The organism is Actinophytocola sp., from assembly GCF_036378875.1.
GTDB lineage: Bacteria > Actinomycetota > Actinomycetes > Mycobacteriales > Pseudonocardiaceae > Actinophytocola.
On record NZ_DASUVO010000024.1, the window covers coordinates 1 to 23,312 of the forward strand.

Consider the following 23,312-nt stretch of genomic DNA (forward strand, 5'->3'; position numbering starts at 1 on the left):
CCGAGCCGGTGCCCGAGAGACCGAGCGTGACGGGGCGGTCGAGCTGCGCCTCGGACGGGATGCGGACGACCGCGGCACCGCCGCTGCGCTGACGGGCGAGCGCGGCGAGCCGGTCGGCCGGCTCGGGCAGGCCCTTGAGCAGCGGGTCGTCGGCGTCGACCGAGGAGAGCTCGACGCCCTCGGGCAGGTCGGTCACCCAGGTCAGGTGCTCATCGGAAGCGGCGCCGTCCAGGAGCGGACGGATCCGCTTCATCGGCGTGAAGCGCCAGGTCTCCTCGCGCCCGGTGGGCACGCCGAAGGCGTCCGGGTCGAGCGAGGTGAACCGCTCGGCCGGGGAGCCGGTCGGGGTCGGCCCGCCGTGCGAGTGCGCACCCGGCGCGACACCGGTCGCGTCGGCCGGGGTGGTCGGCGGACCCGCCTGGGCGCCCACGCCGGGGGCGAAGAGCTCGCCGGCGAGGTCCGCGGAGTCGGTGGTGAGGTCGGTCGTGCTGGTGGTGTCGGAACTCATCAGCCGACGGCACCTTCCATCTGCAGCTCGATGAGCCGGTTCAGCTCGAGGGCGTACTCCATGGGCAGCTCGCGGGCGATCGGCTCCACGAACCCGCGCACCACCATGGCCATGGCCTCGTCCTCGGACAGGCCGCGGCTCATCAGGTAGAAGAGCTGGTCGTCGCTGACGCGCGAGACGGTCGCCTCGTGACCCATCGACACGTCGTCCTCGCGGACGTCGACGTAGGGGTAGGTGTCCGAGCGGCTGATCGTGTCGACCAGGAGCGCGTCGCACTTCACCGTCGACTTGGAGCCGTAGGCACCCTCGTCGATCTGGACCAGGCCGCGGTAGGACGTGCGGCCACCGCCACGGGCCACCGACTTCGACACGATGGTCGAGGAGGTGTGCGGGGCGGCGTGCACCATCTTGGCGCCGGCGTCCTGGTGCTGGCCCTCGCCCGCGAAGGCGATCGAGAGGACCTCGCCCTTGGCGTGCTCGCCGGTCATCCAGACGGCCGGGTACTTCATCGTCACCTTGGAGCCGAGGTTGCCGTCGACCCACTCCATGGTCGCGCCCTCGTGGGCCACGGCCCGCTTGGTGACCAGGTTGTAGACGTTGTTCGACCAGTTCTGGATGGTCGTGTACCGGCAGCGCGCGTTCTTCTTGACGATGATCTCGACGACCGCGGAGTGCAGCGAGTCGCTCTTGTAGATCGGCGCGGTGCAGCCCTCGACGTAGTGCACGTAGGCGCCCTCGTCGATGATCATCAGGGTCCGCTCGAACTGGCCCATGTTCTCGGTGTTGATCCGGAAGTAGGCCTGCAGCGGGATCTCGACGTGCACGCCCTTCGGCACGTAGATGAACGAGCCACCGGACCAGACGGCGCCGTTCAGCGCGGAGAACTTGTTGTCACCGTGGGGGATGACCGAGCCGTAGTACTCCTCGAACAGCTCAGGGTGCTCCTTGAGCGCGGTGTCCGTGTCGAGGAAGATCACGCCCTGCTTCTCGAGCTCCTCGTTGATCTTGTGGTAGACCACCTCGGACTCGTACTGCGCCGCGACACCGGCGACCAGACGGGCCTTCTCCGCCTCCGGGATGCCCAGCTTGTCGTAGGTGTTCTTGATGTCCTCGGGCAGGTCCTCCCAGCTCTGGGCCTGCTTCTCGGTCGACCGCACGAAGTACTTGATCGTGTCGAAGTCGATGCCGGACAGGTCGGCGCCCCAGTTGGGCATGGGCTTGCGGTCGAAGAGCTGCAGTCCCTTGAGTCGCGACTCGAGCATCCACTGCGGCTCGTTCTTCTTCGCGGAGATGTCCCGGACGACGGCCTCGGACAGGCCACGCTGGGCGGCGGCGCCAGCGACGTCCGAGTCGGCCCAGCCGAACTCGTAGTTGCCCATGGCCGCCAGGGTCTCGCCCTGGGCCTGCAGGCGCTGCTCGGCAGCGGTGGTCATGAAGGCGTCCCTTCGATGGTTGTGGTGGTGGCATCGCCCGGCTCGGTTGTTCGGGGGTCACCGAGCGGTACGTGTGTGGTGCACGCGGCGTCCCCGCGTGCGATTGTGGACAGTCGCTGTACGTGAGTGCCGAGGAGTTCGGCGAACGCCGCCGTCTCGACCTCGCACAGCTCGGGGAACTCCGCCGCGACGTGCGCGACCGGGCAGTGGTGCTGGCAGAGCTGCTCCCCTGTCCCGACGCGCCGGGTCGACGCAGCGTAACCCTCCCTGGTGAGGGCCTCCGCGAGGGCCTCGGCCCGCTCGGGAAGCCCCGGCATGCCCAGCACCTGCGTGCGGTGCCGGTCGACCAGGGTGGCCGCACGTCGCTGTGCGAACTCGCGGACCGCGGTCTCGCCGCCCGCCTCGGCGACGAAGCGGATGGCGGCGATCGCCAGGTCATCGTAGGCGTGGCCGAAGCGGGCACGTCCGCTCTCGGTCAGCAGCCACAGCTTCGCCGGTCGTCCCCGGCCCCGCTGGCCGCGGCGCGGGGCGTCACGCATGCACGCCTCACCGTCCGCGACCAGGGCGTCCAGGTGGCGGCGGACCGCCGCTGGGCTGATCTCGAGGGTCTCGGCGACGGCGGCCGCGGTGATCGGTCCGCGTTCCAGCAGCAGGCGCGCCACACCATGCCTGGTGCGGCCCTCGGCCAGCTGCTCGTTTTTCACAACACCAGTGTGTCTTATTTCGGAACGGCGGGCAAAGCTCCCCCCTGCTGAGGTGATCGGTGTCACCATCACTACGTGCCGATACGCTTCCGCACGTGGGAAAGGGTGTGGCGGTACCGGACGAGGTCAACGGGCGGCCTGTCACGCGCGTGGAAGCCACCAGCGAGCCACTAGACAATCACGAGCGGCGACAACTGGACGTGATCCGCCGGTTCGGCACGGTGGGCGCGCTGCTACTGGCCGTTGGATCGCTGGGCGCCGGCGCCGCGCCGGTGTACAACCCGGTGTTCGGCCTGCCGGTGTTCGGCCTGTTCAGCCGGATGACCACGGTGTCGCTGGCCATCGCGTTCGCCGGCGTGTTCATGATCGTGCTGGCGTGGCTGGGCCTCGGCCGGCTCGCGATGCCGGGCCGCGCACGGATGGTCTCGCTGCCGCAAATGGCCCGCACGCTGGTCATGTGGACCGCGCCCCTCGTGCTAACCGTGCCGATGTTCAGCAAGGACGTCTACAGCTACCTCGCGCAGAGCGAGATCGCCGCGCGCGGGCTCGACCCGTACACGGTGGGGCCCGCTGAGGCGCTGGGCAACGCCGACGTCCTGACGAAGAACGTGCCGACCATGTGGCGGGAGACCCCGTCGCCGTACGGGCCGCTGTTCCTGGTGATCGGGCGCGGGATCACGTGGCTCACCGGCGACCACGTGGTGATGGGCGTCGCGTTCCAGCGGCTGCTCGCGCTGTTCGGCCTCGCCATGATCGTGTGGGCGCTGCCACGGCTGGCCCGGCGGTTCGGCATCAACCCGGTGAGCGCCCTGTGGCTCGGCGCGGCCAACCCGCTGGTGCTGTTCCACCTGGTCGTCGGTGTGCACAACGAGGCGCTCGCGATCGGCCTCATGCTGGTCGGCATCGAGCTGGGGCTTCGGCGCATGCCCCGCTGCGGACCACGGGGGCCGTTCCCGCCGTGGCAGCCCGGCGAGCTGCTCTGGTACGGCATCGGTGCGACGGTGATCACGCTCGGCTCGGTGGTGAAGATCCCCGCCGCGCTGGCGCTCGGCTTCCTCGGGGTGATGATCGCCAGACGGTGGGGCGGGAAGTGGAAACACCTGTTCCTGACCGCCGGTCCGCTGCTGGTGATCTTTCTCGCGGTGGTCGCGCTGACGTCGTTCGGCAGCGGCCTCGGCCTCGGCTGGACGGCGACGCTGAACACCGCGAACACGATCAAGAGCTGGATGGCGCCGATGACCGCGCTCGGCTTCGGCGCCGGCGGGCTCGGGATCATGCTCGGGCTGGGCAACCACATCGACGCGTCGATCACCGTCAGTAGGCTGGTCGGCACGGTCCTCGGGCCGCTTTTGGCCGCGAAGCTGCTGCTGGACAGCTTCCGCTGGCGGCTGCGGCCGATGATCGGGTTGGGCGCGGCGATGGGCGCCGTGCTGGTGCTCGGCGCGACGGTCCAGCCGTGGTACCTGCTGTGGGCGATCATCCCGTTGGCGTCGGCGGCCGGTCACACGAAGTTCCGCATCGTGGCGACGGCCATCAGCGCGGGTCTCGCGGTGGCACTCCCGCCGACCGGCAACACCTTCGACGGCCGCACGTTCCAGCTGCCGTACGCGTACGCGGGCGCGGCGGTGGTGGTGGCGATCGCGTTGTTCGTGGTGCGCAAGCACGTGCCGACCCCGCCGCGCACCAGGCTCAAGCCCGCCGAACCGCCTGTTCCCGTGGCGTGACCCCGGCAGCCGGGGGTCTCACCGCTACTCCACGCGGACGCAATAGCCTTACGAACGTGAGCGTCCCTTCCTCTGGCCCGGCGGTGGAACTGTCGGGCCTGGTCAAGCGGTTCGGCCAGACCACCGCGGTGGACGGTCTCGGCCTGGCGCTGGACCGGGGGCAGGTGCTCGCGCTGCTCGGCCCGAACGGCGCCGGCAAGACCACGACCATCGAGATCTGTGAGGGTTTCCTGCGTCGTGATGGCGGCGAGGTGCGTGTGCTGGGGTTGGACCCGGCGACGCAGCACGAGCGGCTGCGCCAACGCATCGGTGTGATGCCCCAGGGCGGCGGCGCGTACCCGGGGGTGCGGGCCGAGGAGATGCTCGCGCTGGTGGCGGCGTGCGCGGCGGACCCGATCGACCCGGCGTGGCTGATCGACGTGCTCGGCCTGTCCTCGGCGCGGCGGACGCCCTACAAGCGGCTGTCGGGCGGTCAGCAGCAGCGGCTGTCGCTGGCGTGCGCGCTCGTGTCACGGCCCGAGCTGGTGTTCCTCGACGAGCCGACCGCCGGCATGGACCCGCAGGCGCGGCGGCTCGTGTGGGAGCTGGTGCGCGCGCTGCGTGCCGACGGGGTGAGCGTGTTGCTGACCACACACGTCATGGAGGAGGCCGAGGAGCTGGCCGACCACGTGGTGATCATCGACCACGGCCGGGTCGTCGCGGAGGGCAGTCCGAGCCAGCTGACCGCGGAGGAGCCCGACGCGGCGCAGCTGCGGTTCCGCGCGCAGGCCGGCCTCGATCTCACTCAGCTGTGCACGGCCCTGCCGGCGGACTGCCGCATCGAGGAGCCGTCGCCGGGCACATACCTGCTCACCGGCCGGGTCGACCCGCAGGTGGTGTCGGCCGTGACGGCGTGGTGCGCGCAGCAGGGAGTGCTGGCCGAGGAGCTGCACGTGGGCCGCCGCAGCCTGGAGGACGTGTTCCTGGAACTGACGGGAAGAGAGCTACGGTGACGTCCTTTCCCACCGGCACGTTCACGCCCGCGCCCGGTCGAGGCCGGGTGGGGCGCATGCTGTTCGTCCACGCGCGCACCGAGGCGGTCCTCACGCTGCGCAACAGCGAGCAGATCCTGCTCACCCTGCTCATCCCGATCGCGCTGCTGGTCGGGCTGACCCTCTTCCACGTGTTCGACCTGCCGGAGCCCCGCGTCGACGCGGTGGCGCCGCGGGTGTTCGCGCTCGCGGTGATGTCGTCCGCCTTCACCGGGCAGGCCATCGCGCTGGGATTCGACCGGCGGTACGGCGTGCTGAAGCGCCTCGCCGCGACGGCGCTCCCCCGCTGGCTGCTGGTCGCCGGCCGGGCACTGGCCGGGCTCGTGGTGGTCGCCGTCCAACTGGTCGTGCTCGGCGTGATCGCGGCCATCCTCGGCTGGTCACCCTCCCCGGCAGGACTGGCGTGGACGGTGCTGCTCGCGGTCGTCGGCACGCTGTCGTTCGGCGCGCTGGGCGTGCTGCTCGGCGGTGCGCTCAAGGCCGAGGTCGTGCTGGCGCTGGCCAACATCGTGTGGTTCGTGCTGCTCCTGGCCGGCGGCATCATCGTGCCGCCCGACTCGATGCCCGGCGCACTCGGCGACATCGTCACGCTGCTCCCGTCCGGCGCCCTCACCGACGGCATGCACACGGCCCTCGTGGACGGCGGCGTGCCCGGCTGGCACGTGTTCGCGGTCCTGGTCGGCTGGGGCGCGGTGGCGACGGCCGTCGCCACCCGCACGACGAAGCTCAGCTGAGATCAGCCCATTCCGAACCGGTCCGCGAACGCCGACAGGTCGTCGCGGGTGCCGCTCACGACGATGCGGGTCACGCCCTGGGCAGCGAACTTCTCGACCGCCGAGGAGGTCATGTCGATCGAGCCCCACCGCGTGTACTCCAGCGCGTCCGGGTCGCGGCCGGCCTCGGCGGCGGTCTCGCGGGCCACGTCCAACTGTCTTGCGCGTTCCTCCGGCGACACCGCGCCGCCGGCGAAGTAGCCGTTGCCGCGGAGGCCGGCTCGGCGGGCCGCTGCCCGGCTCGAGCCGCCGACGTGGATCGGCAGCTCGCCCAGCGGCGTTGGCAGGCTGTACACCTCCGAGAGAGTGAAGAACTCCCCGGCGAAGGTGGCCGGGCCGCCGGACCACAAAAGCCGCAGCACGTCGATGGCCTCGTCGGCACGACGGCCCCGTGTGGTGAAGTCCACGCCGACGGCGGCGGCCTCCTCCGGGAACGCGCCGACGCCGACCGTCAGCAGGCGGAGCCGGCCCTTGGACAACACGTCCACGGTCGCCAGGCGCTTCGCCAGCGTCACCGGGTGGTGGTAGGGCAGCAGGAGCACACCGGTGCCCAGCAGGATGCGTTCGGTGGCCGCGGCGACGAACGCCAGGCAGTCGATCGGGTCCAGGAACGGTGTCGTCGGTGGGATCTCCATCGCACCGGCCCGCGTGCCCGGATAACCGGCCACGTGCTCGGGCAGGTAGAGGCCCTCGAAACCGCAGGCCTCGGCGTGCTGGGCGAGGGCGGCGAGGCTGTCGGGGTCCACGCCGTGGAAGTGGGGCTGGTAGCTGGTCGCGAAACGCACTCGTGTGAAGGTAGACATTCCCGTCAGGGGCAAGGCAAAGCATTGTGACGAGCCCCTTTACGATCGGGGCCGTGCCGCTGGAATCGTTGAAGGCCCGCATCGACCGCCTGCCCAACCCGAGCCGCCGCCTACAGCTGGGGTTCGCGATCGCGGTGCTCGCCACGCAGGCGCTGATCGCGATGACCGGCGCGGTCGTGCGGGTCACCGGGTCCGGGCTGGGCTGCCCGACCTGGCCGGAGTGCTTCCCCGGCAGCATGGTCCCGGTCTCCCACCCCGAGTACGACACGCTCAACCAGTGGATCGAGTACGGCAACCGGCTGTTCACCGGTCTGGTCGGGCTGATCGCGATCACCTGCTTCGCGCTCGCGTACCTACACCGCCCCCGTACCGACAAGCGCTACCTGCGGCTCGCGCTCGCGATGCCGGTCGGTGTGGCCGTCCAGGCGGTCATCGGCGGCATGACCGTCCGGCTCGACCTGGTGTGGTGGAGCGTCGCCATCCACCTGCTCGCCTCGACCGTGATGGTGTGGCTCGCCACGCTGCTCGTGCACGCCGTGCCGCGTGAGGAAGCGCACTCCCCGGTTGCCGTGCCCGGCATGCTCAGCACCTGGCTGTACGTCCAGACCGCCCTGCTCGCCGGGCTGCTCGTCACCGGCACCATGGTCACCGGCGCCGGTCCGCACGGCGGTGACCCCGAGACGCCCCGCCTCGGCATCCCGGTCGAGACCATGGCGCACGTGCACGCCGCGTTCCTGTACACGTTCCTCGGCTCACTCGTCCTGCTCGGCCTGTGGCTGCGTGCCCAGAAGACGTTCCCGGCGCCGTGGCGGCGCTACCAGGTGTTGGTGGCCGTGGTCCTCGCGCAGGGCACGATCGGCTTCGTCCAGTTCTGGACCGGCGTGCCAGAACTGCTGGTGTGCCTGCACGTCCTCGGTGCCATGACGGTGATCATCGCGACGGGTTCGCTGTGGTGCGGGGTGCGCGGCAGGGCCGGCACGAACCGTGCCTCGGTGGCAGAGATGGCCCCGACCGCCTAACGTGGAGGCGGAAACCTACGGATACGTAACCGTAGGTTGACGCAGCCGGGCCGCGTTCCGACCCGAGTTATGAGGTCTATCCGCCATCTCCGCGACACTGACGCCCACGCGCGAACAGCAAGCCCCCAAACCAGTTCTCTCCGGCCGCCGCTCAGGCGGCGAGCAGTACACCGTTGCGGTGTTCGTCATCCTCCCCTTCGTCGCCCTCCTCGCCGCCGTCCCGTTCGCCTGGGGCTGGGGCCTCGGCTGGGCCGACATCGGCATCGCCGCCGGGTTCTACCTGGTCAGCTCCCTCGGCGTCACGGTCGGGTACCACCGTTACTTCACCCACGGCTCGTTCAAGGCCAAGCGGCCACTGCGAATCGCGCTCGCGCTGGCCGGCAGCCTCGCCTCACAGGGTTCGGTCGTCTCCTGGGTCGCCGACCACCGCCGGCACCACGCGTTCTCCGACCGCGAGGGCGACCCGCACTCCCCCTGGCTGTTCGGCACCTCGCCGCTCGCCATCGCAAGGGGCTTCTGGCACGCGCACATGGGCTGGCTGTTCGAGCGGGACAAGACGAACGCGGAGCGGTTCGCGCCGGACTTGCTGGCGGACGAGGACATCCAGCTGGTCGACCGACTGTTCATCCCGATGACCGCGCTGACGCTGGGCCTCCCGGCCGTGCTCGGCGGGCTCATCACGATGTCCTGGTGGGGCGCGCTGACCGCGCTGTTCTGGGCCGGGTTCGTCCGCGTCGGTTTCCTGCACCACATCACCTGGTCGGTGAACTCGGTCTGCCACATGATCGGCGACCGGCCGTACGTCAGCCGGGACAAGGCGGCCAACTTCTGGCCACTCGCGATCCTGTCCATGGGCGAGTCGTGGCACAACTCCCACCACGCTGACCCGACGGGCGCCCGCCACGGCGTGAGGCGCGGCCAGATCGACATCTCCGCGCGGGTGATCTGGATCTTCGAGAAGCTCGGCTGGGCGTCGGCCGTGCGCTGGCCGCGACCGGAACGGCTCGCCGCCAAGCTGGCTTCCCCGGCCGCAGGCTAGGGTCTTCCACGAACCTTCTCGTGATCTTGGAGGACACCGTGGCGGACACCGTCGACGCCGTTGTCGTTCGCTCGACCGGCGGACCCGAGGTGCTGGAGTTCGACCAGGTCGACGCGCCGACGCCGGGCGCTGGCGAGCTCGTGGTGTCGGTCGCCGCGGCCGGGGTCAACTACATCGACGTCTACCACCGCCGCGGCGTCTACCCGATGCCGTTGCCGTTCACGCCAGGCAGTGAGGGCGCCGGCACGGTGGTGGCCGTCGGCTCGGACGTGACGGGCTTCGCCGAGGGCGACCATGTCGCGTGGTGTGCCGCGCCCGGCTCGTACGCGAAGCGGGTGGTGGTGCCGGCGACGGCCGCGTTCAAGGTGCCCGACGGCGTCGAGGACGAGATCGCGGCCGCCGCCATGCTGCAGGGCATCACCGCGCACTACCTGGTCACGTCGACATACGCGGTCAAGCCAGGGGACACGGTGCTGGTGCACGCGGCGGCCGGCGGTGTCGGCCTGCTGCTCGTCCAGCTGGCGAAGTACCGCGGCGGCAAGGTGATCGGCACCGTCTCCACCGCGGAGAAGGAGGCGTTGGCCCGTGAGGCAGGCGCCGACGAGGTGATCCGCTACACCGAGACCGACTTCGCGGAGGCGGTCTCGAGCCTGACCGGCGGCGTCGGCGTGGCCGCTGTCTACGACGGCGTCGGCAGGACGACGTTCGACGGCAGCCTGAAAAGCCTTGCGCGGCGCGGTGTGCTGGTGCTGTTCGGCGCGTCGAGCGGCCCGGTCCCGCCGGTGGACCCGCAACGACTGAGCGCGGGCGGCTCGCTGTTCCTCACCCGCCCGACCCTGGCCCACCACATCGCGACGCCCGAGGAGTTCCAGTGGCGTTGCGACGAACTGTTCTCGGCCATCGCGGCCGGCCGCGTGTCGATCCGCGTCGGCGACCGCTACCCGCTCGCCGACGTGCGGAAGGCCCACGAGGACCTGGAGGCACGCCGCACCACCGGCAAGCTGCTTCTCCTGCCCTAGCTAGCATGGGTGTGACGCCGGTAACACCGGCGTCGCACATCGTGTAACAGCGGCTGGGGGTTTCTCGTTGTCCGGACCCGTGTTTCCAGGCGTGCACGCGCTGCTCACGCTCGTGCGCACGCTGTACCGACGGCCTCGGTACTTCGAACGCGACGACGAGCTCGGCGTGCGCGGTGACCTGCCGCTCCCCCTGGTTTGCCTGATCCGCGAGCCCGGCGCGGAGGGCTTCCTCCGTCAGCTCGACCGCGCATTGGACACCGAACTGGCCGACGTGCCGCACGTGCTGGTCGACGCGGGCGCCCGGCACGAGCACGCCGACGCCGTGATCCCACTGCTGCACGAGCTGTACCTCGTGCTGCGGGACCGCCGGTTCGGCCGGCAGGGCTCGCTCAGGAGGTTCGACAACTACGCGCTGGCGCACCACCTCGCCAGCAAGGATCTGCCGACTCCACAGGCGAAGCGCGACGAGCCCATCAAGAAGGTGCTGCGCGCGTGGGGCCTTGGCTCCCGCATCTCGACCGAGGCGACGGAGATGGCCGACCGCGCCGGGGGCCGCGTGCAGGCCGCCTTCGGTCTGTTCAAGCTCGCGGGCTACCTCGTCGGTCTCTACTGGGGCCGGGACCGGGTGCCGGGTCTGTTCCGCGAGCGCCGGTGGTTCATGCGCCAGCCGTACATGGTGCCCAGGCACTCCCCTGGCTTCCTGCGCTTCGCCGAACGGCTCACGCGCGACCAGCGACGCGCCGAGAACGTCGACCAGCTCCACAAGCTCCTCGTCCACGCGTTCCTCGAGGACCTGCGGATCGCCTACCGCCGCACCCGGCTGACGGTGCTGCCCCGCCGGCAGGGCTGGCGCCGCACGGCGTACGTCACGGTGCTGCTGGACAACGTCGAGGCGGCCGGCGGGTGGGAGCTGCTCCGGCTCGTCAACCAGGTCCGCAACGAAACGGGCGAGCTCGACCCGTTGTTGATCATCACGGCGAGCGACGGACCACCGCCGGGACTTCCTCCCCAGCCACGCACGCCGACCGAGCCGAAGGTGGCCGAGGAAGCCCTGGCGGACTGGAAGGACCGACTGCCCCGCCGGCGCCAGCAGCTCGCCTCCGACGCGCGGTACCTGTTCGTGACGCTGCCCAGGCCAAGCCAGCCGGCCGACCTGTCCGACAAGGACGCCGACGCATGGCGGTCGGCGCCGGGCGACGGGCCCCGACCGGTGCCGTGGCCGGCCCGCCGCAAGGTAGGCGAGCTGCTCGCGACCGCCGTGCTGCTGGTCGCGCTGACGCCGATATCGGCGACCGTCGCGAACTACTGGGACGTCGGGTGCTCGTTCGTCCGCGCGGCGTCCGACGGGATCGCCACCGACGTCGTGGAGATCGACGGGCACGGCCAGTGCGTCGGCTACAGCGACAACGCCGGCCAGGTGTTCGGCCGCAACGAACGGCTGCGCCGGGCGCAGCAGGCGGTCTTCGCGCAGAACGAGCTCGCGGAACGGCTGCACGATGAGGTGCCGGACCGGCCCTACGTCAGCCTCATCTACTTCGCCGGCCTGACCAGCAACCAGAGCGCGCCCGCGACCGAGCACTCGGTGGCCGAGGAGCTCGAGGGCATGGTCATCCGCCAGCGTGAGCAGAACACGACGACGTCCGTTGTCGAGCCGCTGTTGCGGGTCGTCGTCGCGAACGGCGGCACCGGGATGGTCGCCGCGCCGGAGGTGGTCCGGGACGAGCTCGTGCCGCTCGCCGAGTCGGATCCGAGCATCCTGGGTGTGGTCGGGCTCGACCGCAGCGTCGCCGAGACCGAGGAGTCGATCACCGTGCTGGGCCGGCACGGCATCCCGGTACTCGGCAGCACGTTGACGAGCGTGGGGCTCGGCGACCTGTCGCCGACGTACTTCCAGCTCGTGCCGGACAACGCCAGACAGGCCGAGTTGCTCAGCGAGTACGCGCGACGGTTGGGCGCGTCCAGGGTGACGATCTACCACCCGCCGGTGAACGGGCCCAACAGCTACGTGAACACGCTGGTCGAGGTGATGCGGGAACGGCTCGACGGCGACGGCGTCGAGGTGGACGTCGACGGGTGGCAGCGGTCCGCGAACGAGCTGACCCCGCTGTGCGCCAACGCGGCGGACCGGCGCGACGAGATCGCGTTCTACGCCGGGCGCGAGGTCGACTTCGGCGACTTTCTCCGCACCGTGCGGCGCAACTGCGCCGAGCCGGAGAAGCTGCCGCACATCGTGGCCGACGACGCGGTGTCCCGGTTCGTCGCGCACCCACCCGGCCGGCGGCTGAACGAGCTCAACGGCGTGACCATCTCCTACGTCGGGATGGGCGGGCTGGTGGTGCTCGCCGGCGAGCACTGCGTCACGGGCAAACCCGGCTCGCTGCGGGGCGGCGGTCCCGCGCTCGACGCGTTCTGCGCCGGGTACCGGGAGCTGCGGGAGGAGCTGGACACGCTGCCACCCGAGGACCGGCCGATCGCGTCGTGGCCGGGGGAACGCGTCGGCGGGCTGTACGACGCGGCCGGCCTGTTCGTGGAGGCGGTGCGGCTCCTGCAGTCACGTCCCGGCGGCATCGCGCCGCACCGGGCCGCGGTCGCGATGATGTTCCGCGAGATGACGTTCCAGGGCGCCACCGGGACGATCAGCTTCCGCGCGTCGCGGATCGGGAACAACCGGAACCTGGCCATCCTGACCATCGCGAACGTCCGTGAGCTCGACGGGCCGGACGGGGTCCCGACGTGCGCCCTGATGATCGGCACCCTGTACAGCGACCAGCAGCCGACGGACCCGGCGACCGGTTGCCCGGTCGGGCCATGACTAGAACACCCGGGTCGCGTCCACCACGTAGACGAGCGTGTCGCCCGGTCCCGTGCCGTCGGGGTCGGGGTCGCGCGGGACGACGAACAGGCGGCGGCCGCCCTCCCGGATGCCCAGCACGCCCTCGTCCCAGCCGTCGATCCAGCCGGAGCGGCCCAGGTCGGTCATCGACAGGGGCAGGCTGTCGTTGCCGGCCCAGGTGCTGTCCAGTACGAGCCCGTCGGACCACGTGATCATCACGTAGTTCACCTCGAGGTTCGAGCCGCGCACGGCCTGCCGGCCGGTGCCGACCGTGAGGTCCCGGGCCAGGAGGGTGGTCGGCGGCGCGCAGTCGGTCGGCAGCGTCACCTCGGGCTTCTCGTCGAGCCCGCCCGTCACCTCGATGTCGGTGGTGGCGCACTCCCCCGCCACCGGGCCGCGGGAAGGCAGCGTCGACATCTCGGGCACGGCCGCGGGCCCCACCCGGCTCACACAGCCGGTGAGTGTCAAGAAAGTCACTACGACTAGTAGGACCCTGGTGACGATGCGCATGATGAAAGCATGCCTGGACAGTGGTTTTTCCTGGACGAGCAAAGGCTGACAGTAACTAACAGGGTCACCCGTTCTTCCTATTTATCCCATGAGCGTGTAGAGGTACTGTAACTCATCGCACTCGGTCAGACACGGAACGTTCATGACCGATCGGGTGCGACCTTGGAGGTGATACACGGTGCCCGCGGAAGCCAAGGGCCTCCGCAAGAACCCCGTTCAAGAGATCTTCTGGACCAGAACCGGCCTCCTACTACTGATCTTGGTGGTGGTCTCGGGGCTGACCATGATCCTGTCGGCGAACCTCGACCCCGGCGTCGGCAAGAACCTGGTCACCGCGGTCGCCACCGGCACACTGGTCTCGGCCATCGTCGGCTTCGGCCAGACCCTCATCACCGCGACCGCCACTCAGCGGGCCATGCTCACGCCGCTCATCGACGAGAGTCGGCAGGCGTTGCGTGACCTGGCCGACGAGTACCGGTCGATGAACCGTGAGTTCTTCCCCACCCACGTCTTCGAACCGACCGCGGAGCCCAACCCCGCGCTCAACCGGCTGATGATGCAGGATCTGCAGAACACGAGGCAGTACCTGTTCCGAGGCTTTTCCGGCCGGCACGCGGCAGCACGGATGCTGCTGTCCCGGTCCGAATGGGAGTTCCGCGCGGTGGTCGCCGATCCCACCAATCTTTCGGGGATCAGCGGCCGTGCCCGATATCTCATCCGCCACTCGCTCGCAGGCGTCGACACCGACGTGGACGTCATCCAGGCGCGGCTGCTCAAGGAGATCAGGATGGGCCTCATCGGCCTGTACCTGGCCCGCAGCAGGTGCTCGCGGCTGGAGGTCACCGTCATCGCCGACCCACCGCTGGACCGGTTGGAGATCTTCGACGACAGCGTGTGGGTGACGCTCTACAGCGACGCGCACGCGCCCGCGGAGTACCCGCGCACACTGCGGTTCTCCGAGGGCTCGTTCATCTACAACATGGAACGCGCCGAGTTCGGGCGGATCAGCGCGTCCCGTCACGCACACCACCTCGTGATCACCCCGGACCTGTCGCGGCGGGAGTTCATCGCGCGGTTCGAGAAGATCACCAACTCCCGGCTGAGCGAGAAGCAGTTCGGCGAGCTCACCGCCGAGTTCTCCGCGTTCGTCCGGGAGTTCTCCGTCACAGCTGAGTTGGGGAGCTGATATCTCGTGGCCATCAAGGGCTCCGCACTCGGGGAGCTGGCCGAACAGTTGAGATCCGCCGACTTCGACCTCTCGTCCCGCTGGGAGCCGGTCGAGACGTGGTTCGCGACATGGGCGCAGCGACCGGGACTGCGGACCGACCTCCGCACCCACCTGCTCGAGTTACCGAACGAGCAGGCCGACACGGTGATCAAACGATCGCGGGAGACGACGACGCACTTCGCCTGGTGCCTGCGGGACCAGCCGGGTGAGCCGTTCACGTTCTGGTTGCACGAGTACAAGGAGCAACGCGACTGGCGCGCCGGCTACGCGGACTCCGTGCACAACCACCGGTACCACTTCTGCACGACCATCCTGCGCGGCGGCTACACCCACGAGCGGTACACGGCCGAGGTCGCGCCGGAGACCGAGCTGATCAGGTCGACCGAGCTGGTGACCGCGACGCGGTGCCCGGTCGGCGCGTCGAACACCCTGCTCGCGTCCGACTTCCACCGGATTCCGCAGGCCGTCGACGGGACGATGACGTTCCTCGTGAAGTCCAGGGAGGTGACGCCCTGGAGCCTGTCCTACGACCCGATGACCCACGAGAGCCACCGGCACGTGCCGGTGGAGTCCCGCTTGTCCCAGCTGGCCAAACGGCTTGAGGCCGTGGACGGTTAACGGGCGGAAACCAAGACAAAGGCGCTCGGGCCGTTTACCATCGGCTCCACCAGCCTGCCGTGAAGGCATGGTTCGGAGGGGTCGATGTGTCTGTCATGTCAAAAAACGTGTCCGTTGGCGCGCCGGTGATCCCACCGGACGTGGTCGACGCCGTCGAGGCGGACGTCCGCCGGATCTGCGCGCGCTACGCGGCCAGGCTGCAGTTCCACGGCTGGCACCACGTCAACTTCGTGCGCACGAAGGCGGCCCGCTTCGCGGTGCTCAACGGCGCCGAGGTCAGCGTGGTCGAGACGGCCGCGCTGGTCCACGACGTCAACTACCTGGTGCGACGCAACTCGGCCGCCGCCGCGGGCAGCAGCCTGCGCCTGGCGATCCTGAAGCGCGCCGGCGTGTCCGCCCACGTTTCGGCGTGGATCGACCGCATCGTCGACGAGGCGGAGATGGCCACGCGTGGCCGCAACATCTCGCTGGAGGCCCAGGCGTTGTCGGACGCGGACACGCTGTTCAAGGCGCTGCCGGTGACCCCGGTCGTGCTCGCGCACCGCTACCTGGAAGAGAACGGCATCGGCCTGCGCGAGCTGGCGAACAAGATCTGCGGCGAGCAGCAGAGCGTGCACGACGAGGGCTTCTACTTCTACAACCCCGAAGCCGCAACGATGTACGCCCACTGGGCGGCGGCCAACCTCCAGCTGTGGCAGTGCATCCGCGAGTCGCTGGACGACGCGGACGTGTCGTCACTGCTGGAGGCGGTGAACGGCACGCCGGCCGCCGCGTCCTAGCCGCGCTGCTGCAGGACCCAGTGGTTCCCGTCCGGGTCGTCGAACGACACGAACGAGTTCCAGCCCTCTCCCGGACCCTCGGTCTGGCCGCTCTCGCCGAAGTGGTACACCGGCGACGCGTCCACCCCGCGTCCGACCAGTTCCTCGCGCGCCTTGGCGATGTCCTCGACCACGATCTGCACGCCCTTGAGCTGGCCCGGCGTCATCTGACTGACGTTCACCCCGAAGCCGATCGAGCAGCCGGACCCGGGCGGTGTCAGTTGCACGAACCGGAAGTTCTCCCCGGCACTTTGGTCGACGTCGAGGGGAAAGCCCAGCTTGTTCTCGTAGAAGTCCTTGGCCCGGTCCACGTCGGTGACGGGCACGGGAATCATCTCGATCTTGAAGTCCATGGTCTGCTCCAATGTCTCGGCCAGTCGGTCGAATCCTTCGCCGACGCCGCGGGCCATACCGGCCTCCGCGACGGCGTCCCGGATCTCCGGGGTCGGGAAGGTCGCGGTGTGGGTGAGGAGGGTGGCGCCGGTCAGCTCGATCGTGATGATCGACTCGTGGGCGGCGCGGGCGTGACAGTCGGCGTTGGTCTCGGTCATGACCAGCCGGTTCGGCGGGTCGATCTCGAGGTAGGTGCCGTGCAGGTTCATCCGTTCACCGGCAGGACCGTGCATGACCATGCGCCACGCACCGCCAGGCCGCAAGTCGACCTCGCAGACGACGAGCCGCCAGCCGTGCGGACCGAACCAGCGTTTCAACAACTCCGGCTTCGTGTGCGCGTCGAACACCCGCGACCGCGACGCGGCGAACTCGCGTGTGATGACGATGTCCCTGCTCACGACTCCTCCGCGAGGAGGTCGTCGAGCCGGTCGTAGCTCTCCTCCCAGAACCGCTGGTAGGCGCCCAGCCACTCGCTCGCGGCCCGCATCGGCCCGGCGACCAGCCGGCACGGTCGGCGCTGCGCGTCCCGCCCCCGCTCGACGAGCCCCGCCCGCTCCAACACCTTCAGGTGCTTGGAGATCGCGGGCTGGGTCATGGCGAACGGTTCGGCCAACTCCTTGACCGACGCCTCGCCTCTGCCCAGCCGCGCGAGAATCGCCCGCCGCGTCGGGTCGGCCAACGCGGCGAAGGTGGCATCGAGCGCGACAGTCACCTTCCATCACCTGTCGGTTTCATAACCGAATGGTAATGAACGTGGCAGGGCAAGGTCAACCGGTTGTGCACGGGGAGAGTCAGGGCAGCGGCAGGCCGATGACCGGGAGGCTCAGGGCCGAGTCGACGGCCAGCGCGACGAACACGAGCATCAGGTACGTGTTCGACATGTGGAACAGCTTCATCGGCTTGCCCGGCTCGCCGCGCTTGACGGTCGCGTACAGCCGGTGCGCGACGATGAGGAACCAGCCGCCCGCGAGGACGGCGAAGCTCGTGTAGACCCAGCCGGTGGCCGGCACCAGCAGCAGCGTCCACAGGACCATGACCCACGAGTAGGTGACGATCTGCCGCACCACCCGGTCCGGGGTGGTCACGACAGGCAGCATCGGGACGCCGGCCCGCGCGTAGTCGTCGCGGAACTTCATGGCCAGGGCCCAGAAGTGGGGCGGGGTCCAGAAGAAGATCACGCCGAACATCACGAACGCCGGCCACTCGACCGAGCCGGTCACGGCGGACCAGCCGATGACCACCGGCATGCAGCCCGCGGCGCCGCCCCACACGATGTTCTGCGCGGTCCGTCGTTTCAGAACCATCGTGTAGACGAATACGTAGAAGAGGATGGCGGCGACGGCCAACAACGCCGCCAGGAGGTTGGTGGTGGGCCACAGCCACGCGAACGACAGCACACCCAGCGTGACACCGAACACGAGCGCGTTGCGCGTGGGGACCTGGTGGCGCGGAAGGGGACGCGACGAAGTGCGCTTCATCACCGCGTCGATGTCGGCGTCCACGACGCAGTTGAGCGCGTTGGCGGAGCCGGCGGCCATCGTGCCGCCGAAGAGGGTGGCGAACACCAACCACGGAGACGGAACGCCCCGCTGCGCCAGCATCATCGCGGGCACCGTCGTGACCAGCAGGAGCTCGATGATCCTCGGCTTCGTCAGCGCGACGTACGCCCGTACGACGTCCTTGCGGGTTGGGCGCGGGGCTTCGGTGGTCGCCCCCAGCGCTGCGCTCACCGGTGGCTCCCATGTGGTGTAAGTGGCGGCTGTTCGGGTAACGAAGTGCATGGTAGCCACGTGACCATGGACGGCTGGCGTCGGGTGGTTTCGTTAGGCTGTGGATTGTCCGGGCATCCCGAGGATGACCAGCGCGGTCGTGCGGCAAAGCATGATCGAGAACACGAATTAGGTGGGAGCTTGAGTCCGTGTCCATGAGCGCCGACGAACTGGCCCGTTTGACCACGCAGAACCTGCCTGACGACTGGACCGACCTCGACAAACGCGCCGTGGACACCATCCGGGTCCTCGCCGCGGAGGCCGTACAGAACGTCGGCAACGGTCACCCGGGTACCGCGATGAGCCTCGCGCCCCTCGCCTACGCCCTGTACCAGCGTGTGATGCGTCACGACCCGAGTGACCCGGACTGGATCGGTCGTGACCGGTTCGTCCTGTCCGCCGGGCACTCCAGCCTCACGCTGTACCTGCAGCTGTTCCTCTCCGGCTACGGCCTGGAGCTCGAGGACATCAAGGCACTGCGCACGTGGGGCTCGAAGACCCCCGGTCACCCGGAGCACGGGCACACCGCGGGTGTGGAGATCACGACCGGCCCGCTGGGGCAGGGTCTGGCCTCCGCCGTCGGCATGGCGATGGCCAACCGCCGCGAGCGTGGCCTGTTCGACCCGGACGCCGCACCCGGCGAGAGCGTGTTCGACCACCACATCTACGTGATCGCCTCCGACGGTGACATCGAGGAGGGCGTCACCTCGGAGGCCTCGTCGATCGCGGGCCGCCAGGAGCTCGGCAACCTGGTCGTCTTCTACGACGACAACAAGATCTCCATCGAGGACGACACCAACATCGCGCTGTCCGAGGACACCGCCAAGCGCTACGAGGCCTACGGCTGGCACGTGCAGGTCGTCGAGGGCGGCGAGGACGTCGTCGGGATCCTGAACGCGATCGAGGCGGCGAAGGCCGAGACCACCAGGCCCTCGTTCATCCTCCTCCGCACGGTCATCGGCTACCCGGCGCCCAACAAGATGAACACCGGCAAGGCGCACGGCGCCGCACTCGGCGCCGACGAGGTGGCCGAGGTCAAGAAGATCCTCGGCTTCGACCCCGACCAGCACTTCGCGGTCGAGACCGAGGTGCTCAAGCACGCGAGGCTCGCCGCCGACCGCGGCAAGGACGCCCACAAGGAGTGGCAGAAGTCCTTCGACGCGTGGGCGCAGGCCAACCCGGAGCGCAAGGAGCTGCTCGACCGCGCCTCCGCCTACCGGCTGCCCGACGGCTGGACCAACAAGCTGCCGTCCTGGGAACCGGACCCGAAGGGCGTCGCGACCCGCAAGGCCTCCGGCGAGGTGCTGAGCGCGCTGGCCGACGTGCTGCCCGAGCTCTGGGGCGGCTCCGCGGACCTCGCGGAGAGCAACAACACCACGATGAAGGGCGCCGACTCGTTCGGCCCAGAGAGTGCCAAGACGCAGGCGTGGGACGCCACGCCGTACGGCCGGACCCTCCACTTCGGAGTCCGCGAGCACGCGATGGGCTCGATCCTCAACGGGATCGTGCTGCACGGCCCGACCCGGCCGTACGGCGCGACGTTCCTCGTGTTCTCCGACTACATGCGTCCGCCCGTGCGCCTGGCCGCGCTGCAGAAGCTGCCGGTGACCTACGTGTGGACGCACGACTCGATCGGCCTCGGCGAGGACGGTCCCACCCACCAGCCGGTCGAGCACCTCGCCGCGCTGCGTGCCATCCCGGGCCTCGTCGTCCTGCGCCCGGGTGACGCGAACGAGACGGCCGCCGCGTGGCGCGCGATCCTCGAGCAGCACGACGCGCCGGTCGGCCTGGCGCTGACCAGGCAGAACCTGCCGACGCTCGAGGGCACCAAGGAACTGGCCGCCGACGGCGTCGCCAAGGGCGGCTACATCCTGGCCGACGGCTCGGCGGGGGTTCCGCAGGTGGTGCTGATCGCCACCGGCTCGGAGCTCCAGCTGGCCGTCGAGGCACGGAACATCCTGGAGTCCGAGGGGGTTGCCACGAGGGTGGTGTCCATGCCCTCGCAGGAATGGTTCGACGCTCAGGACCAGTCGTACCGTGACCACGTGATCCCACCGAGCGTGAAGGCACGCGTCGCGGTCGAGGCGGGCATCGCCCAGCCCTGGTACCGCTACGTCGGTGACGCCGGCGAGATCATCTCGATCGAGCACTTCGGCGCTTCCGCCGACTACCAGACGCTGTTCAAGGAGTTCGGCTTCACGGCCGACGCGGTCGTCTCCGCGGCTCGCCGCTCAATCCAGCAATCGGAGAGGCTTTCGTGATGACCGACAACCTCGCCCAGCTCTCCGAGCTCGGCGTCTCCATCTGGCTCGACGACGTCTCGCGCCACCGGCTCAACTCCGGCAACCTGGCCGGGCTTGTCCGCGACAAGCACGTCGTCGGGGTGACCAGCAACCCGACGATCTTCGCGAAGGCGCTGTCCGACGCGGCCGACTACGACGAGCAGGTCCGTGAGCTCGCCGCGCGCGGCGCTTCGCTCTCGGCCGCCGTCAAGGAGATCACCACCACCGACATCCGCAACGCCTGCGACCTGTTCCGGGACGTGTACGAGCGGTCCGGCCACGTGGACGGCCGGGTGTCGATCGAGGTCGACCCCCGGCTCGCGCACGAGACCGACAAGACCGTGGCCGAGGCGCTCGACCTGTGGAAGACGGTCGACCGGCCCAACCTGCTGGTGAAGATCCCGGCGACCGAGGCTGGCCTGCCGGCCATCACCCGCACGCTCGCCGAGGGCGTGAGCGTCAACGTGACGCTGATCTTCTCGGTCGAGCGGTACCGCGCGGTGATGGACGCCTTCATCGCCGGTGTCGAGCAGGCCCAGGCGAACGGGCACAACGTCGCGGAGCTGCACTCGGTCGCGTCGTTCTTCGTGTCCCGTGTGGACACCGAGGTCGACAAGCGGCTGGAGGCCATCGGCACGGACGCGGCGAAGTCCTTGCGCGGCAAGGCAGCCGTGGCCAACGCGGTCCTCGCGTACGCGGCGTTCGAGGAGGCCTTCTCCACCGAGCGCTGGCGGACGCTGGCCGCGCCGGGCGCCAACGCACAGCGTCCACTGTGGGCGTCGACGGGTGTGAAGAACCCGGACTACTCCCCCACGCTGTACGTCGACGAGCTGGTCGTCGCCAACACGGTCAACACGATGCCGGAAGCGACACTCGACGCGGTTGCCGAGAAAAGTCAGCTGCGAGGCGATACGGTGACCGGCAAGGCGGGGGAAGCCCAGGAGGTGTTCGACGCCCTGGAGCGCGTGGGTATCGACATTCCGGACGTCTTCGTCACCCTCGAGGACGAGGGCGTCGAGAAGTTCGAGAAGTCCTGGGAAGAGCTGCTTTCGTCCGTTGACGGCCAACTGAAGGCCGCGAAAGAGAGCTGAGCGCCGTCATGACTGACGAGGCAAAGAAGGCGGAAGCCGAGGCCATCGTCGAGCAGCTGGTGGCCGATCAGGCGGCCAGCAAGCTCGCGGCCGGCGACGCCACGCTGTGGGGCGCGGAAGCGGAGTCCGAGGCGTCGATCCGCCTCGCGTGGACAAAGCTGCACGAGACCTCCCGTCCACTGCGCGGCGAGATCGAGGCACTCCGGTCGGAGCTGAACACCGAAGGGGTGGACCGGGTCGTCCTCGCTGGCATGGGCGGCTCGTCCCTCGCGCCCGAGGTGATCACCAACACCGCGGGCGTGCCGCTGGTCGTGCTCGACACCACCGACGCCGGACAGGTCGCCGACGCGCTCGAGGGCGACCTGTCCAGGACCGTTCTGGTGGTGTCCTCCAAGTCCGGTTCGACCGTCGAGACCGACAGCCACCGCCGGATCTTCGAGAAGGCGTTCGCTGACGAGGGCATCGACGCGAAGTCCCGCATCGTCGTGGTCACCGACCCGGGCTCACCGCTGGAGGCGGCCTCGAAAGAGGCCGGCTACCGGCGCGTGTTCCCGGCCGACCCGCACGTCGGCGGCCGCTACTCGGCGCTGACCGCGTTCGGGTTGGTGCCGGCCGGGCTCGCCGGGGCCGACATCGGCGCACTGCTCGACGATGCCGCCGCGGCGGCTGCGAAGGTGTCCGTCGACAGTCCGGACAACCCGGCGATCCAGCTGGCCGCCGCACTCGGCGCGGCGCACGCGCAGGGCGCGGAGAAGGTCGTCTTCGCCGACACCGGCTCTGGCATCAAGGGCTTCGGCGACTGGGTCGAGCAGCTGATCGCCGAGTCAACCGGCAAGGAGGGCACCGGCCTGCTGCCGGTCGTCGTGGAGAGCCCGGAGAGCCCCGGCTTCGCCGACGCCAAGGACGACGCCACCCCGGTGGCGGTCGGCCCGGCCGGTGAAAAAGGACTGTCCACTTCGGGCCCGCTCGGCGAGCTGTTCCTGTTGTGGGAGTTCACGACCGCGCTCGTGGGCCGGGTACTCGGCATCAACCCGTTCGACCAGCCGGACGTCGAGGCCGCGAAGAAGGCGGCCCGGTCCCTTTTGGACGCACCGAGGTCCGAGCCGGCCACACCGACCTTTGTGGACGGCCCGGTTGAGGTGCACGCACCGGACGGGGTGTCCGGCGACACGCTCACCGACGTGCTGGCGGCCTTCTTCGCCGCAACCCCGGAGTTCGGCTACCTCGCCGTGCAGGCCTACCTCGACCGGCTGGCCGACGCGTCGGCGATCGTGCTGCGCACCGAGGTCGCCCGCATCACCGGCAAGCAGACCACGTTCGGCTGGGGCCCCCGGTTCCTGCACTCGACCGGGCAGTACCACAAGGGCGGCCACCAGAACGGGATGTTCCTCCAGGTGACCGGCGCGGTCGAGGAGGACCTGGCGGTGCCGGACCGGCCGTACACGCTCGGCACGCTGCAGCTCGCGCAGGCGCTCGGTGACGGTCAGGTGCTGACCGAACACGGCCGCCCGGTGCTGCGGCTGCATCTCACTGACCGGGCCGCCGGGCTGGCGCACCTGGTGAAGGCTCTTCAGGAGGTCGTTCAGTGAGGCACCTTCTGTCGACCTCCGGAACCGTCACCTCAGGGGAACGTGACGCAAGCCAGCCACAAGTACGTGGCCGGGCCGAGCGCTCGCTGCCCAAGGCGACCAACAGGATCAATTCCGGGGAGGCGGGA

The 23,312-nt window shown here is 69.7% G+C and carries 20 protein-coding genes and 1 pseudogene; 13 read left to right on the forward strand and 8 right to left on the reverse strand.

Going from position 1 to position 23,312, the window contains the following annotated elements:
- From VF106_RS07265 to VF106_RS07275, 3 genes and pseudogenes are all read right to left on the reverse strand, one after another.
- Nucleotides 1–508: pseudogene (locus VF106_RS07265) on the reverse strand (hypothetical protein); the annotation flags it as partial.
- Nucleotides 508–1,941, reverse strand: coding sequence for a Fe-S cluster assembly protein SufB (gene sufB / locus VF106_RS07270; protein WP_330838805.1), 1,434 nt, complete (start codon nt 1,939–1,941; stop codon nt 508–510). The pseudogene VF106_RS07265 and the gene sufB, both read right to left, overlap by 1 nt.
- Nucleotides 1,938–2,645, reverse strand: coding sequence for a helix-turn-helix transcriptional regulator (locus VF106_RS07275; RefSeq protein WP_330838806.1), 708 nt, complete (start codon nt 2,643–2,645; stop codon nt 1,938–1,940). Before VF106_RS07275 ends, sufB begins: the two co-directional genes overlap by 4 nt.
- 95 nt (nt 2,646–2,740) lie before the next feature.
- Between VF106_RS07275 and mptB the strand changes: the two genes are divergently transcribed.
- The 3 genes from mptB to VF106_RS07290 are packed head-to-tail and all read left to right on the forward strand — an operon-like array spanning nt 2,741 to nt 6,134.
- Nucleotides 2,741–4,369, forward strand: coding sequence for a polyprenol phosphomannose-dependent alpha 1,6 mannosyltransferase MptB (gene mptB, locus VF106_RS07280; RefSeq protein ID WP_330838807.1), 1,629 nt, complete (start codon nt 2,741–2,743; stop codon nt 4,367–4,369).
- Nucleotides 4,370–4,425: 56 nt separating this feature from the next.
- On the forward strand, nt 4,426–5,361 hold the full coding sequence (locus VF106_RS07285; RefSeq protein WP_330838808.1) for an ABC transporter ATP-binding protein: 936 nt from the start codon (nt 4,426–4,428) through the stop codon (nt 5,359–5,361).
- 56 nt (nt 5,362–5,417) lie between these two features.
- On the forward strand, nt 5,418–6,134 hold the full coding sequence (locus VF106_RS07290) for an ABC transporter permease (protein WP_330838833.1): 717 nt from the start codon (nt 5,418–5,420) through the stop codon (nt 6,132–6,134).
- Between the two features lie 2 nt (nt 6,135–6,136).
- Here VF106_RS07290 and VF106_RS07295 read toward each other — a convergent pair whose 3' ends face one another.
- The gene (locus tag VF106_RS07295) at nt 6,137–6,976 is read right to left on the reverse strand and encodes a TIGR03619 family F420-dependent LLM class oxidoreductase (protein ID WP_414638889.1); all 840 of its coding nucleotides are present in this window, start codon (nt 6,974–6,976) and stop codon (nt 6,137–6,139) included.
- 53 nt (nt 6,977–7,029) lie between these two features.
- Between VF106_RS07295 and VF106_RS07300 the strand changes: the two genes are divergently transcribed.
- The 4 genes from VF106_RS07300 to VF106_RS07315 all read left to right on the forward strand — a co-directional run bounded on the left by VF106_RS07300 (nt 7,030) and on the right by VF106_RS07315 (nt 12,865).
- Nucleotides 7,030–7,995: a COX15/CtaA family protein gene (locus VF106_RS07300; protein WP_330838810.1), complete on the forward strand. Its 966-nt coding sequence runs from the start codon at nt 7,030–7,032 to the stop codon at nt 7,993–7,995.
- A gap of 85 nt (nt 7,996–8,080) precedes the next feature.
- Entirely contained in the window at nt 8,081–9,034 is a 954-nt protein-coding gene (locus VF106_RS07305) for an acyl-CoA desaturase (protein ID WP_330838834.1), read from the forward strand.
- A 20-nt stretch (nt 9,035–9,054) separates the two neighbouring features.
- Nucleotides 9,055–10,053, forward strand: coding sequence for a quinone oxidoreductase family protein (locus VF106_RS07310; protein ID WP_330838811.1), 999 nt, complete (start codon nt 9,055–9,057; stop codon nt 10,051–10,053).
- A gap of 67 nt (nt 10,054–10,120) precedes the next feature.
- Nucleotides 10,121–12,865, forward strand: a complete 2,745-nt coding sequence (locus VF106_RS07315) for a type 1 periplasmic-binding domain-containing protein (protein WP_330838812.1) — start codon at nt 10,121–10,123, stop codon at nt 12,863–12,865.
- On the opposite strand, the gene VF106_RS07320 is transcribed toward VF106_RS07315, so the two are convergent.
- Nucleotides 12,866–13,363, reverse strand: coding sequence for an FKBP-type peptidyl-prolyl cis-trans isomerase (locus tag VF106_RS07320; RefSeq protein ID WP_330838813.1), 498 nt, complete (start codon nt 13,361–13,363; stop codon nt 12,866–12,868).
- Nucleotides 13,364–13,574: 211 nt separating this feature from the next.
- Here VF106_RS07320 and VF106_RS07325 point away from each other — a divergent pair, with 211 nt between their 5' ends.
- The 3 genes from VF106_RS07325 (at nt 13,575) to VF106_RS07335 (ending at nt 16,021) form a co-directional block, all read left to right on the forward strand.
- Entirely contained in the window at nt 13,575–14,582 is a 1,008-nt protein-coding gene (locus tag VF106_RS07325) for a hypothetical protein (RefSeq protein ID WP_330838814.1), read from the forward strand.
- A gap of 6 nt (nt 14,583–14,588) precedes the next feature.
- Nucleotides 14,589–15,242 carry a hypothetical protein gene (locus VF106_RS07330; RefSeq protein ID WP_330838815.1) on the forward strand — a complete coding sequence of 218 codons (654 nt, stop codon included), beginning with the start codon at nt 14,589–14,591 and terminating at the stop codon, nt 15,240–15,242.
- A 95-nt stretch (nt 15,243–15,337) separates the two neighbouring features.
- Complete coding sequence (locus VF106_RS07335; RefSeq protein ID WP_330838816.1) at nt 15,338–16,021, forward strand: HD domain-containing protein; 684 nt, start codon at nt 15,338–15,340, stop codon at nt 16,019–16,021.
- Here VF106_RS07335 and VF106_RS07340 read toward each other — a convergent pair.
- The 3 genes from VF106_RS07340 to VF106_RS07350 all read right to left on the reverse strand — a co-directional run bounded on the left by VF106_RS07340 (nt 16,018) and on the right by VF106_RS07350 (nt 18,183).
- The gene (locus tag VF106_RS07340) at nt 16,018–16,851 is read right to left on the reverse strand and encodes an SRPBCC domain-containing protein (protein ID WP_330838817.1); all 834 of its coding nucleotides are present in this window, start codon (nt 16,849–16,851) and stop codon (nt 16,018–16,020) included. The two genes, VF106_RS07335 and VF106_RS07340, sit on opposite strands and share 4 nt — an antisense overlap.
- Nucleotides 16,848–17,165: an ArsR/SmtB family transcription factor gene (locus VF106_RS07345; protein ID WP_330838818.1), complete on the reverse strand. Its 318-nt coding sequence runs from the start codon at nt 17,163–17,165 to the stop codon at nt 16,848–16,850. Before VF106_RS07345 ends, VF106_RS07340 begins: the two co-directional genes overlap by 4 nt.
- Before the next feature lie 79 nt (nt 17,166–17,244).
- On the reverse strand, nt 17,245–18,183 hold the full coding sequence (locus tag VF106_RS07350) for a heme o synthase (RefSeq protein WP_330838819.1): 939 nt from the start codon (nt 18,181–18,183) through the stop codon (nt 17,245–17,247).
- 194 nt (nt 18,184–18,377) lie between these two features.
- Here VF106_RS07350 and tkt point away from each other — a divergent pair, with 194 nt between their 5' ends.
- Genes tkt through VF106_RS07365 form a run of 3 tightly spaced genes read left to right on the forward strand, consistent with a single transcriptional unit; the run spans nt 18,378 to nt 23,184 of the window.
- Entirely contained in the window at nt 18,378–20,483 is a 2,106-nt protein-coding gene (gene tkt / locus VF106_RS07355; protein ID WP_330838820.1) for a transketolase, read from the forward strand.
- A complete protein-coding gene (gene tal / locus VF106_RS07360) occupies nt 20,480–21,595 on the forward strand; it encodes a transaldolase (RefSeq protein WP_330838821.1) in 1,116 nt (371 codons plus the stop codon). Before tkt ends, tal begins: the two co-directional genes overlap by 4 nt.
- Before the next feature lie 8 nt (nt 21,596–21,603).
- Nucleotides 21,604–23,184 (forward strand): phosphoglucose isomerase-related protein, encoded by a 1,581-nt coding sequence (locus VF106_RS07365; protein WP_330838822.1) that lies wholly within the window; start codon nt 21,604–21,606, stop codon nt 23,182–23,184.
- The last annotated feature ends 128 nt before the right edge of the window (nt 23,185–23,312 follow it).

Coding starts and splice junctions, on each gene's coding strand:
- VF106_RS07295 (WP_414638889.1), bottom strand. CDS start 6,976: ATGTCTACCTTCACACGAGTGCGTTTCGCGACCAGCTACCAGCCCCAC.
- VF106_RS07290 (WP_330838833.1), top strand. CDS start 5,418: ATGCTGTTCGTCCACGCGCGCACCGAGGCGGTCCTCACGCTGCGCAAC.
- tkt (WP_330838820.1), top strand. CDS start 18,378: ATGAGCGCCGACGAACTGGCCCGTTTGACCACGCAGAACCTGCCTGAC.
- VF106_RS07365 (WP_330838822.1), top strand. CDS start 21,604: ATGACTGACGAGGCAAAGAAGGCGGAAGCCGAGGCCATCGTCGAGCAG.
- VF106_RS07335 (WP_330838816.1), top strand. CDS start 15,338: ATGTCAAAAAACGTGTCCGTTGGCGCGCCGGTGATCCCACCGGACGTG.
- sufB (WP_330838805.1), bottom strand. CDS start 1,941: ATGACCACCGCTGCCGAGCAGCGCCTGCAGGCCCAGGGCGAGACCCTG.